General features: G+C 71.8%; 11 protein-coding genes. All 11 read left to right on the forward strand.

Annotated features, from left to right (window positions below):
- Window position 1 precedes the first annotated feature (1 nt).
- The 11 genes from ACZ59A_RS34840 to hpnH all read left to right on the forward strand — a co-directional run bounded on the left by ACZ59A_RS34840 (window position 2) and on the right by hpnH (window position 12,612).
- Window positions 2-874, forward strand: coding sequence for a glycosyltransferase family 2 protein (locus tag ACZ59A_RS34840; protein WP_470967669.1), 873 nt, complete (start codon window positions 2-4; stop codon window positions 872-874).
- Between the two features lie 79 nt (window positions 875-953).
- Window positions 954-1,886, forward strand: a complete 933-nt coding sequence (locus ACZ59A_RS34845; RefSeq protein WP_470967184.1) for an ABC transporter permease — start codon at window positions 954-956, stop codon at window positions 1,884-1,886.
- Complete coding sequence (locus tag ACZ59A_RS34850; RefSeq protein WP_470967187.1) at window positions 1,879-2,685, forward strand: ABC transporter ATP-binding protein; 807 nt, start codon at window positions 1,879-1,881, stop codon at window positions 2,683-2,685. Before ACZ59A_RS34845 ends, ACZ59A_RS34850 begins: the two co-directional genes overlap by 8 nt.
- A gap of 476 nt (window positions 2,686-3,161) precedes the next feature.
- Window positions 3,162-3,902 (forward strand): TetR/AcrR family transcriptional regulator, encoded by a 741-nt coding sequence (locus tag ACZ59A_RS34855; protein WP_468046252.1) that lies wholly within the window; start codon window positions 3,162-3,164, stop codon window positions 3,900-3,902.
- A gap of 355 nt (window positions 3,903-4,257) precedes the next feature.
- On the forward strand, window positions 4,258-5,169 hold the full coding sequence (gene hpnC, locus ACZ59A_RS34860) for a squalene synthase HpnC (RefSeq protein WP_470967672.1): 912 nt from the start codon (window positions 4,258-4,260) through the stop codon (window positions 5,167-5,169).
- Entirely contained in the window at window positions 5,166-6,116 is a 951-nt protein-coding gene (hpnD, locus tag ACZ59A_RS34865; RefSeq protein ID WP_470967190.1) for a presqualene diphosphate synthase HpnD, read from the forward strand. The genes hpnC and hpnD overlap by 4 nt, the downstream gene beginning before the upstream one ends.
- 61 nt (window positions 6,117-6,177) lie before the next feature.
- Window positions 6,178-7,716 (forward strand): hydroxysqualene dehydroxylase HpnE, encoded by a 1,539-nt coding sequence (gene hpnE, locus ACZ59A_RS34870; RefSeq protein WP_470967192.1) that lies wholly within the window; start codon window positions 6,178-6,180, stop codon window positions 7,714-7,716.
- Window positions 7,713-8,807: a polyprenyl synthetase family protein gene (locus ACZ59A_RS34875; RefSeq protein ID WP_470967195.1), complete on the forward strand. Its 1,095-nt coding sequence runs from the start codon at window positions 7,713-7,715 to the stop codon at window positions 8,805-8,807. The genes hpnE and ACZ59A_RS34875 overlap by 4 nt, the downstream gene beginning before the upstream one ends.
- 133 nt (window positions 8,808-8,940) lie before the next feature.
- Entirely contained in the window at window positions 8,941-10,884 is a 1,944-nt protein-coding gene (gene shc, locus ACZ59A_RS34880) for a squalene--hopene cyclase (RefSeq protein WP_470967197.1), read from the forward strand.
- Window positions 10,884-11,645 carry a phosphorylase family protein gene (locus ACZ59A_RS34885; protein WP_470967200.1) on the forward strand — a complete coding sequence of 254 codons (762 nt, stop codon included), beginning with the start codon at window positions 10,884-10,886 and terminating at the stop codon, window positions 11,643-11,645. The genes shc and ACZ59A_RS34885 overlap by 1 nt, the downstream gene beginning before the upstream one ends.
- Window positions 11,596-12,612, forward strand: a complete 1,017-nt coding sequence (hpnH, locus tag ACZ59A_RS34890; RefSeq protein ID WP_468046264.1) for an adenosyl-hopene transferase HpnH — start codon at window positions 11,596-11,598, stop codon at window positions 12,610-12,612. The genes ACZ59A_RS34885 and hpnH overlap by 50 nt, the downstream gene beginning before the upstream one ends.
- The last annotated feature ends 3 nt before the right edge of the window (window positions 12,613-12,615 follow it).

Here is a 12,615-nt window from a genome sequence, read left to right on the forward strand (position 1 = left end):
GATGAAGGTCGGAGCGGTTGTCCTGACGATGGGCAACCGCCCCGAGGAGCTGCGCGCGCTGCTCGACTCGGTCGCCAAGCAGGACGGCGACCGGGTCGAGGTGGTCGTCGTGGGCAATGGCTCGCCGCTTCCGGCGCTCCCCGAGGGCGTACGGACCATCGAGCTGCCCGAAAACGTGGGCATCCCGGCGGGGCGCAACGTCGGCATCGAGGCGTTCGGACCAGGCGGCCGCGACGTCGACGTCCTGATGTTCCTGGACGACGACGGGCTGCTGCCGGGCACCGACACGGCCGAGCTGTGCCGTGCGGCGTTCGCCGCCGATCCGAAGCTGGGCATCATCTCCTTCCGTATCGCCGACCCCGATACGGGTGTCACCCAGCGCCGCCATGTGCCCCGGTTGCGCGCCGCCGACCCGATGCGGTCCTCGCGGGTCACCACCTTCCTCGGTGGTGCCAACGCGGTCCGCACCGAGGTGTTCGAGCAGGTCGGAGGCTTGCCGGACGAGTTCTTCTACGCCCATGAGGAGACCGACCTGGCCTGGCGGGCGCTGAACGCCGGGTGGATGATCGACTACCGGTCGGACATGGTGCTGTACCACCCGACCACCGCGCCCAGCAGGCACGCGGTCTACCACCGCATGGTCGCGCGCAACCGGGTCTGGCTGGCCCGGCGTAACCTTCCGGCCCTGCTCGTCCCCGTGTATCTCGGCGTCTGGCTGCTGCTCACACTGGCCAGGCGTCCCTCCAAAACCGCGCTTCGTGCCTGGTTGGGAGGGTTCCGCGAAGGCTGGAAGACCCCTTGCGGTCCACGGCGGCCCATGAAGTGGCGTACGGTATGGCGCCTGACCCGACTGGGCCGCCCTCCTGTCATCTGACAAGCTCGTATCAGATACGCATCGAGCGCGACCGGGGCGCGGCCCCGCTCAGCGCACCCTGAAGACGAAAGTGTCAACTGTGAGCGAGACTACGCACGACAGTGCGGTCGCCGTGAGTGCCCCGCCCTCACCCGACGACAGCCTGTCCCCGGCCGAGCTGGCGAAGAAGTACGGGCTATCGGTCAGCGGCGCCCGGGTGGGCCTCGGCGACTACATCCGCCAGATGTGGGGACGGCGCCACTTCATCCTGGCCTTTTCGCAGGCCAAGCTCACTGCCCAGTACAGCCAGGCCAAGCTGGGTCAGCTGTGGCAGGTGGCGACGCCGCTGCTGAACGCGGCGGTGTACTTCTTCATCTTCGGCCTGCTGCTGGGCGGCAGGGGCGGCATGGAGAACGAGCAGTACATCCCGTTCCTGGTGACGGGTGTGTTCGTCTTCACCTTCTCGCAGAACTCCGCCATGGCCGGGGTGCGCGCGATCTCCGGGAACCTGGGTCTGGTGCGGGCCCTGCACTTCCCGCGGGCCTCGCTCCCGATCTCCTTCTCGCTCCAGCAGCTTCAGCAGCTGCTGTTCTCGATGATCGTGCTGGTTGTCGTCCTGCTGGGCTTCGGGCACTTCCCGGACTTCGCATGGCTCCTGGTCATCCCGGTCCTGGCGCTCCAGTTCGTCTTCAACACCGGTCTGGCCCTGATCATGGCCCGGATGGGCGCCAAGACTCCGGACTTGGCGCAGTTGCTGCCGTTCATCCTGCGTACATGGATGTACGCCTCCGGCGTGATGTACCCGCTGGAGCACATGCTCCAGAAGGCGGGGGCGCACTCGTGGGTCTCCGACGTCCTGCTGGCGAACCCTGCTGCGGTCTACATGGATCTGATGCGGTTCGCGCTGATCGACGGCATGCCCGAGGCCCTGCCCCCGCACGTCTGGACGTGGGCCCTGGGATGGGCGGTGCTCTTCGGCGTCGGGGGCTTCGTGTACTTCTGGAAGGCAGAGGAGCAGTACGGCCGTGGCTGAACAGACACTCGAAACCGTCGAGCAGGCCGTGCCCGCCGAGGCACGCGTGCCCACCGTCATCGCCGACGATGTCCACATCGTCTACCGCGTCAACGGCGGTCCCAAGGGCCGTGGCAGCGCCACCGCCGCGCTGAGCCGCATCATGCGCCGCAAGGGCTCCCCCGGTATGCGCGAGGTGCACGCCGTGCGCGGCGTCACCTTCGTGGCGTACAAGGGCGAGTCGATCGGCCTGATCGGCTCCAACGGCTCCGGCAAGTCGACCCTCCTCAAGGCCGTGGCGGGCCTTCTGCCCACCGAGCGCGGCAGCGTCTACACCGACGGCCAGCCGTCGCTGCTCGGCGTCAACGCGGCCCTGATGAACGACCTCACCGGCGAGCGGAACGTCATACTGGGCGGTCTGGCCATGGGGATGTCACGCGAGCAGGTCCGCGAGCGGTATGCGGACATCGTGGACTTCTCGGGCATCAACGAGAAGGGTGACTTCATCACCCTCCCCATGCGCACCTACTCCTCCGGCATGGCGGCCCGCCTCCGCTTCTCCATCGCGGCGGCCAAGGACCACGACGTCCTGATGATCGACGAGGCCCTGGCCACCGGTGACCGGAAGTTCCAGAAGCGCTCCGAGGCCCGCATCCGGGAGCTGCGGAAGGACGCCGGAACGGTCTTCCTCGTCAGCCACAACAACAAGTCCATCCGGGACACGTGCGACCGGGTGCTGTGGCTGGAGAAGGGCGAGCTGCTGATGGACGGTCCGACGGACGAGGTCATCAAGGCTTACGAGAAGGAAACCGGCAAGTAGCCGAAAACCCAACGGGGGCCGGGGCCGCGAGGCGGTCCCGGCCCCTCGTCGTGCACCCGACCTGTGGAAAAGCTCACGCACTGTCACCCCGCCCCACTAGGGTGGTGGCAGAAGGGTTCATCGGGCTTACGGGGGGTGACACATGCGACCGCTGCCGGGGATTGACCACCGCGGGCGAAGCGGAAGCTGTATTCCGCATCGAGGGAGGGACGTGGTGAACACACGTCCAGCGGGGGGAATTTCGCCCCCCTGTCGGCCTGCGGCCGGGCCGCCCGCGGCGTCCCGGGACACCGCGGCAGGCCGCCGACCGGCCGTCCCTCGGTTCCGGCCGCGGTCGCGCGGTCTCCCGGGGGGCTCTTCGCGGCCCGAAGGTGACGCAGAGGCACCGCCGCTGCCGCTGTTCACTAAACGGAGGCGCTGTATCGTGTGCGTGTACGCCGGGTTGCCGAGCGGCGGGGTATGAGGGAGGGGGACGCGTGTCGCCAGGGGAAGCGCACGTCGCACCGTACTCACGGCGCGAGCGGTTGCGCATTGCGACCATCCGCGAAATCAAGGACGTCGCCCGGACGCTCCTGGTTCAGGAGGGCCCGGAAAATGTGACCATCCGGGCCATCGCGCGCGAGATGGGTATGACCGCGCCGGCCGTCTATCGCTACTTCAGCAGCCGGGACGCGCTGATCCTGCAGTTGCGGGTGGACATCTTCGCGGAGATGGCCCGCTATATGCGCGGGGTCATCGGGCAGCTCCCCGAGGGCGAGCCCGGCCGCAGACTGATCGGCGGCGCCCGGGCGCTGCGCGTCTGGGCCATCAAGCACCCGCATGAGTTCGGGCTCATCCTCGGACCCTGGGCCCCCGGCCTGGGGCGCGAGGAGACCAAGCCGGAGCGCACCATGGGCTGGGTCTTCGGGTCCGTCTTCTCCGACCTGGTCTCCGACCTGTGGCGGGTGCGGGGCTTCCCCGCGCCCGAGGAGGACGAGCTGGATCCGGCGCTCGCCCGTCAGCTCGGGGCGCTCAGCGAGGACCAGGGCGTCGACATGCCGCCGGGTGCCATCGCCGTCATGCTGCGCTGCTGGGCGCGGCTGTACGGGGTGATCTCCATGGAGGCGCTGGGGCACATGTCGTTCGGGCTGTCGGAGGGGAAGTCGTTCTTCGAGTTCGAGCTGCGCGACCTGTGCAGCATGCTGGCCATCACCGAGTTCTACGACGAGTCCGGCTGACCGGGCTGCCGGGCAGGGTCCGGGAGGGCGTCGCCGGGGTGTGGCCCCCGTACGCGTGTGCGTCGGGAGGCGTAAGCTGTGGCAATGCCCAACCGGATCATGTCGGACCTGTGCGGCTGTCCCCTGTTCGGGGGAGTGCGGCCGGACTCCGTTGACGCGTCGGCGCGGCGTGTCCGGATCGTGCCGACCCTGGTAACCGGTGTAGAACGGGGGATGTGACGGCATTGGCTCCACGGCCCATCTCCAGTACGCCCACGGGCCCCGGTCACCGGGATCCGCGCGGCGTCGTGGCCCTCGCCCGTACGCCTGGCTGTCCACGGTGACCGCGGAGGACGAGCGCAGCGGGTCCTCCACCATGTCGGGCAGCCTGAGCGGCGGACAGGAAGCCACGCGTGCCGTGCTCGACAAGGCCGCGCACGAGAACTTCCCCGTGGCCCCCTTCTTCGTCCCCCGCGCCTGGCGCGCCGACCTCATGGCCGTCTACGGATACGCCCGGCTGGTCGACGACATCGGCGACGGGGATCTGCCGCCCGGCGGCGCCGACGCCGTGCTGCTGGGCCTCGACCGGTCCCTCGCCGACGACTCCGTAGCGATGCTCGACGCCTTCGAGGCCGATCTCGACCGCGTCTTCGACGGCGCCGCCGCCGCGCCGCCCCGCCATCCGCTGCTGCGCGCGCTGGGCCCCACCGTCCGCCGCCACGGTCTCACCCCGGGACCCTTCCGCGGCCTGATCGAGGCCAACCGCCAGGACCAGCGGGTCCGGCGGTATGCCTCCTTCCAGGAGCTGCTGGACTACTGCGAGCTGTCCGCCAACCCGGTGGGGCGGCTCGTCCTCGGCATCACCGGCACCGCCACCCCCGAGCGGGTCCGCCGCTCCGACGCGATCTGCACCGCCCTGCAGATCATCGAGCACCTTCAGGACGTCTCCGAGGACCTTCGCAGGGACCGCGTCTACCTCCCGGCAGAGGACATGAAACGCTTCGGAGTGACCGAGGCCGACCTCGCCGCCCCGAAGGGTGGCGCATCGGTGTGTGCCCTGGTCGCGTACGAGGCGGAACGCGCCCGAGACCTGCTGAATGAAGGCACCCCCCTGGTGGGTAGCGTCCACGGCAGGCTGAAGGTGCTGCTCGCCGGATTCGTGGCCGGGGGGCGAGCCGCCCTGCGGGCGGTCGCGGCCGCGGGACATGACGTACTCCCTGGACCGCCCAGGCCCACCAAGCTCAGCCTGCTGCGCGAGGTGGGGGCGACACTGCGAAGAGAGGGGTGAGCCGGACCGTGGACGGATCTCCGCACGCGTCCGCGCCAGTGCTCGCGGCCTACCGCTACTGCGAGGCCGTGACCGGGCACCAGGCTCGCAACTTCGCCTACGGCATCAGGCTGCTGCCCACCGAGAAGCGCCACGCGATGTCCGCGCTCTACGCCTTCTCGCGCCGCATCGACGACATCGGTGACGGCGCGCTGGCCGACGACGCCAAGCGGGCCCGGCTTAACCAGACCCGCGCGCTGCTCGACCGGATCCGCGGCGGCGCGATCCAGGAGGACGACACCGATCCGGTGGCCGTCGCGCTCACCCACGCCGCCCGGCGCTTCCCGATCCCGCTCGGCGGGCTCGACGAGCTGATCGACGGCGTGCTGAAGGACGTGGCCGGGGAGACGTACGAGACCTGGGACGACCTCAAGGACTACTGCCGCTGTGTGGCGGGCGCCATCGGGCGGCTCTCCCTGGGCGTGTTCGGCACCGTACCCGGCGCGCGCGATGCCGATCGCGCCCCCGAATACGCCGATACGCTCGGTCTCGCGCTGCAGCTGACCAACATCCTGCGCGACGTCCGCGAGGACGCCACGACCGGGCGCACCTATCTGCCCTCCGACGACCTCGCCAAGTTCGGCTGCACGGCGGCCTTCCACACCTCGGTCGTCCCGCCCGGCGCCGACTTCACCGGGCTGGTGCAGTTCGAGGTCCGGCGCGCCAGGGCGCTCTTCGCCGAGGGATACCGGCTGCTGCCTCTGCTCGACCGGCGCAGCGGGGCGTGCGTAGCCGCCATGGCGGGCATCTACCGCAGACTTCTGGAGCGGATCGCCCAGGACCCCGCGGCCGTCCTGCGCGGCCGCGTCTCGCTGCCGGGCCATGAGAAGGCGTACGTCGCGATGCGCGGCCTCGCCGGGCTCGACACCCGCACCGCCGTCCGCCGCGGGGCCGGGAGGCTCCCATGATCGACGCGGACGCAACCTCCGGGCCCGGCGCGGCGTCGTGTTCCCCCGAGGGGGTGAACACATGACAGCTGGCACCGCACACTCCGCCGACCGGCCGGACCCGGACCCGGCAGGCCGCCCCGAGGGGGCGGCCGCGCTCGTCCATGACCCGCGCGAACACGCGAGCGAGCCGCCGGGCGCGCGGACGGCGGTGGTGATCGGCGGCGGGCTCGCCGGGACCACCGCGGCGCTCGCGCTCGCCGACGCCGGTGTGCGCGTCACGCTGCTCGAAGGGCGCCCGAGGCTCGGCGGGCTCGCCTTCTCGTTCCGCCGCTCCTCACCGGCCGGTGAGCTGACCGTCGACAACGGGCAGCACGTCCATCTGCGCTGCTGCACCGCCTACCAGTGGTTCCTGGACCGGGTCGGCGCCGCCCGGCTCGCCCCGCTCCAGGACCGGCTGGACGTACCCGTGCTGGACGCCGCCGCGCGGCCCGGGCGGCGGCTCGGCCGACTGCGCCGCACCGGTCTGCCGGTGCCGCTGCACCTGGCCGCCAGCCTCGCCACCTACCCGCACCTCTCGCTCGCCGAGCGCGCGGCGGTGGGCCGCGCCGCGCTCGCCCTGGGGCGGCTCGACCCGCTGGACCCGGCGCTGGACGCGGAGGACTTCGCGGGCTGGCTGCGCCGCCACGGCCAGTCGCCGCGCGCCGTCGAGGCGCTGTGGGACCTGGTGGGCGTGGCCACGCTCAACGCCACCGCCGGGGACGCCTCGCTGGGCCTGGCCGCGATGGTCTTCAAGACCGGGCTGCTCTCCGAGGCCGGGGCCGCCGACATCGGCTGGGCCCGGGCCCCGCTCGGCGAGCTGCACGACACCCTCGCCCGCGCCGCCCTGGACGCGGCGGGCGTACGGACCGAGCTGCGCACCCGCGTCACCGCCGTCACCGCGGCCGAGGGCCGCTGGACCGCGCACACCGACCGCGGCCCGCTCCACGAGCCGGTGGACACCGTGGTCCTCGCGGTACCGCAGCGGGACGCGCACGCCCTGCTGCCCGACGGCGCCCTCGACGACCCGGACCGGCTGCTGCGGATCGGCACCGCGCCCATCCTCAATCTGCACGTCGTCTACGACCGCACCGTGCTGCGCCGCCCGTTCTTCGCCGCGCTCGGCAGCCCCGTCCAGTGGGTCTTCGACCGCACCGACGCCTCGGGGCTGCGGCACGCGCCGGGGGCCGGGGACAGCCAGTATCTGGCGGTGTCGCAGTCCGCCGCCCACGACGACATCGACCGTCCGGTGGCCGAGCTGCGTGCCCGCTATCTGCCGGAGCTGGAGCGGCTGCTGCCGACCGCCCGCGGCGCGCGGGTACGGGACTTCTTCGTCACCCGGGAGCGCACCGCGACGTTCGCCCCGGTCCCCGGCGTCGGCCGGCTGCGGCCGGACGCCCCGACCCACGCGCCCGGCGTGTACCTGGCCGGCGCGTGGACCGCCACCGGCTGGCCCGCGACCATGGAGGGCGCCGTGCGCAGCGGGCTCACCGCGGCCCGCGCCGCGCTCTCCGCACCAGGCCGCTCGCATTTGATTCCGCTTCCCGCCTTCGGCGGGGGGACGCCCAAGGAGGCGGCATGAGCACCACCACAGAACCCAGAGGAGAGACCGTGACCCCGGCGACCCCAGTCGACTCCGCAGGCGTCATCGCGCTGCTGGAGCGCGGCCGTACGCTTGCCACGCCGGTGCTGCGCGCGGCGGTGGACCGGCTGGCTCCGCCCATGGACACCGTCGCCGCCTACCACTTCGGCTGGATCGACGCCGACGGCCGGCCCGCCGCGGGGGACGGCGGCAAGGCCGTGCGCCCGGCGCTCGCGCTGCTGTCCGCGCAGGCGGCCGGCGCGGCTCCGGAGATCGGGGTGCCCGGCGCGGTCGCGGTCGAGCTGGTGCACAACTTCTCGCTGCTGCACGACGACCTGATGGACGGTGACGAGCAGCGCAGGCACCGCGACACGGTGTGGAAGGTGCACGGTCCCGCCCAGGCGATCCTGGTCGGGGACGCGCTCTTCGCCCTGGCCGGGGAAATACTGCTGGAGCTGGGCACCGTGGAGGCCGGGCGGGCCACCCGCCGTCTCACCTCCGCGACCCGCAAGCTGATCGACGGCCAGGCGCAGGACATCTCCTACGAGCACCGTGAGCGGGTCACCGTCGAGGAGTGCCTGGAGATGGAGGGCAACAAGACGGGCGCGCTGCTCGCCTGCGCCGCCTCCATCGGTGCCGTGCTCGGCGGCGCCGACGACCGTGCCGCCGACACCCTGGAGCGGTACGGGTACCACCTGGGGCTCGCCTTCCAGGCCGTGGACGACGTGCTCGGCATCTGGGGCGACCCGGTCTCGACGGGCAAGCAGACCTGGAGCGATCTGCGGCAGCGCAAGAAGTCGCTGCCGGTCGTCGCCGCCCTGGCCGCCGGGGGCCGGGCGTCGGAGGACCTGGCGCAGATCCTCGCGGCCGACGCGCACAAGCCGGAGGAGGAGTTCGCCGACTTCAGCGAGGAGGAGTTCGCGACCCGCGCCGCGCTGATCGAGGAGGCGGGCGGCCGGGACTGGACCTCGCAGGAGGCCCGCCGCCAGTACGCGACGGCCATCGAGGCCCTCGACGAGGTGGACATGCCCGGCGACGTACGAGATCAGTTCGTGGCGCTCGCGGACTTCGTCGTCGTCCGGGAGAGATGATCACAACCGACCGCGTCTAGGCCGTAGGGGGCAAGACACCCTAGGACCAGGCTCGCAGTCGCCGGCCGGCACCAGCCCGGTGCCGGCCGACGGAGGCCCCAACGACGGCAGATCACACTGCAGAGGGGAAGCCATGACAGCGACAACCGTCCAACCGTCCGAGTCATCCGAGTCCAAGACGTTAGTGCTCGCCCGTGAGGCGACGGCCCGCGCGGTCCGGCAGCTGCTCTCCCGCCAGGACGAGCAGGGCTGGTGGAAGGGCGACCTGGAGACCAACGTCACCATGGACGCCGAGGACCTGATGCTCCGGCAGTTCCTGGGCATCCAGACCCCCGACGTGCTCGACGCCGCGGGCCGCCACATCCGCGCGCGGCAGAACGCGGACGGCACCTGGGTCACCTTCCACGGCGGCCCGCCGGACCTGTCCGCCACGATCGAGGCGTACGTCGCCCTCCGGCTGGCCGGTGACGCGCCCGACGCACCCCACATGGCGGCCGCCTCGGCGTGGGTGCGGGACCAGGGCGGCGTGCCGAACAGCAGGGTCTTCACCCGCATCTGGCTGGCGCTCTTCGGCTGGTGGCGCTGGGAGGACCTGCCCGAGCTGCCGCCGGAGATCATCTACTTTCCGAGCTGGCTGCCGCTCAACCTCTACGACTTCGGCTGCTGGGCGCGGCAGACCATCGTGCCGCTCACCGTCGTCTCCGCGAAGCGCCCGGTGCGCCCCGCCCCGTTCTCCCTCGACGAACTGCAGGCCGACCCGCGAAGACCCCGTCCGCCGCGCCCGGTCTCCCCCCTCGCCTCCTGGGACGGCGCCTTCCAGCGGCTGGACCGGGCCCTGCACCTCTACCGCAAGGTGGCCGTGCGCCCGCTGCGCCGGGCGGCGCTGCGCTCCTGCGCCCGCTGGATCGTGGAGCGGCAGGAGAACGACGGCTGCTGGGGCGGGATCCAGCCGCCCGCCGTCTACTCCGTGATCGCGCTCCACCTCCTCGGCTACGACCTCGACCACCCGGTGATGCGCGCCGGGCTCGACTCGCTGGACCGCTTCGCCGTCTGGCGCGAGGACGGCAGCCGCATGATCGAGGCGTGTCAGTCCCCGGTCTGGGACACCTGTCTGGCCGTCATCGCGCTCGCCGACGCCGGGCTCGCCCCCGACCATCCGGCCCTGGTCAAAAGCGCCGACTGGATGCTCGCCGAGCAGATCGACCGGCCCGGCGACTGGTCGGTCAAGCGGCCCCGGCTGGCCTCCGGCGGCTGGGCGTTCGAGTTTCACAACGACAACTACCCCGACATCGACGACACCGCCGAGGTCATCCTCGCGCTGCGCCGCGTCGACCACCCCCGGCCGGAGCGGCTCGGGGCGGCCGTGAAGCGCGGGGTGCGCTGGACGCTCGGCATGCAGTCCCGGAACGGGGCGTGGGGCGCCTTCGACGCCGACAACACCAGCCCGCTGCCCAACCGGCTGCCGTTCTGCGACTTCGGCGAGGTCATCGATCCGCCGTCGGCCGACGTCACCGCCCATGTCGTGGAGATGCTGGCCCACGAGGGCGGCGCCCGTGACCCGCGTACCCGGCGTGCGGTTCGCTGGCTGCTGGCCGAGCAGGAGCCCAGCGGCGCCTGGTTCGGCCGCTGGGGCACCAACTATGTGTACGGGACCGGCTCCGTCGTCCCCGCCCTGGTCGCCGCCGGGATCCCGGCCTTCCACCCGGCCGTCCGCCGGGCCGTGCGCTGGCTGGAGAGCGTGCAGAACGAGGACGGCGGCTGGGGCGAGGACCAGCGCTCGTATCCGGACCCCGAGTGGCGGGGGCGCGGCGCCTCCACCGCCTCGCAGACCGCGTGGGCGCTGCTGGCGCTGCTGGCGGCGGGGGAGCGGGAGAGCAAGGCGGTCGAGCGCGCGGTCGGCTGGCTCGCCGCCACGCAGGACGAGGAAGGTTCCTGGGACGAGCCGTACTTCACCGGCACCGGCTTCCCCTGGGACTTCTCCATCAACTACCACCTGTACCGGCTGGTCTTCCCGCTCACCGCGCTCGGGCGCTATGTGAGCGGTGAGGCCACCGGGGCGCGGCCGCGGAGGAGCTGATGTCCCCGCAACCGGCCCGGGAACCGGCCCCGGACACCGGCGGTGCCCCGCTGCTGATCGCCTGCGCGCTCGGCATCGAGCGGTTCGCGCTGCGGGGGGCCGGTCCCGGCGGCGCCGCCGGTCCGGTGACGGTGCTGCGTACCGGCATGGGGCCGCAGGCGGCCGAGCGGGCGGTGAGCCGTGCGCTGGCCGAGGGGGCGGGCCGGACCGGGGCGGTCCTCCCGTACGTTCCCACCGCCGTCGTCGCCACCGGTTTCTGCGCCGGGCTGGCGCCGGGGATGCACCCGGGGGACCTGGTGGTGGCCGACGAGACCCGCGGTCCGGCCGGTCACACCCCGTGCCACGGCAGCCGGATCCTCGCCGAGGCGCTGGCCCGCCATGCCCGGCGGGCCCGCGGCGGCGCCGGGCGCACCGTCCATATCGGCCCCGTCGTCGGCTCGAACCATGTGGTGCGGGGCGCGGAGCGGGCCGAGCTGCACGCCACCGGGGCCATCGCGGTGGACATGGAGTCCGCCGCCACCCTGCGCAGCGCGGTGCGCGGCGGCGCACGCCCTGTTGCGGCCGTTCGGGTGATCGTGGACGCTCCTGAACATGAGCTGGTCCGCATCGGGACACTGCGCGGTGGAATATCGGCTTTCCGGGTACTACGAACTGTTCTTCCCGCTTTCTTCGACTGGCACCGTTCTTCTCTACTCCCAGGAGGTGAGCTAGATGGCCATGCCGCTCCGCCAGACCATCCGGGTCGCGACGTATCTCTTTGACCAGAAGGTGATCAAGCGGCGGGACAAGTTCCCGCTGATCGTGGAGTTGGAGCCGCTGTTCGCGTGCAATCTCAAGTGCGAGGGCTGCGGCAAGATCCAGCATCCGGCGGGGGTGCTCAAGCAGCGCATGCCGGTGGCGCAGGCGGTCGGCGCGGTGCTGGAGTCGGGCGCGCCGATGGTCTCCATCGCGGGCGGTGAGCCGCTGATGCATCCGCAGATCGACGAGATCGTCCGGCAGCTGGTGCAGCGGAAGAAGTACGTCTTCCTGTGCACCAACGCGATGCTGCTGCGGAAGAAGATGGACAAGTTCACGCCCTCGCCGTACTTCGCGTTCGCCGTGCACATCGACGGGCTGCGCGAGCGGCACGACGAATCGGTGGCGAAGGAGGGGGTGTTCGACGAGGCCGTGGCGGCGATCAAGGAGGCCAAGCGGCGTGGCTTCCGGGTCACCACGAACTCCACCTTCTTCAACACCGACACCCCGCAGACCATCATCGAGGTGCTCGACTTCCTCAATGACGAGCTTCAGGTGGACGAGATGATGATCTCGCCCGCCTACGCCTACGAGAAGGCACCCGACCAGGAGCACTTCCTGGGCGTCGAGCAGACCCGCGAGCTGTTCCGGAAGGCGTTCGCGGGCGGCAACCGCAGGCGCTGGCGGCTCAACCACAGCCCGCTCTTCCTGGACTTCCTGGAGGGCAGGACCGACTTCCCGTGCACCGCCTGGGGCATCCCCAACTACTCGCTCTTCGGCTGGCAGCGGCCCTGCTACCTGATGAGCGACGGGTACGTGCCCACCTACCGCCAGCTGGTCGAGGAGACCGACTGGGACAAGTACGGCCGGGGCAAGGACCCGCGCTGCGACAACTGCATGGCCCACTGCGGCTACGAGCCCACGGCCGTCCTGGCCACCATGGGCTCGCTCAAGGAGTCGCTGCGCGCGGCCCGCGAGACCGCCACGGGCTGATCC

The organism is Streptomyces sp. NPDC040405 (assembly GCF_055595765.1).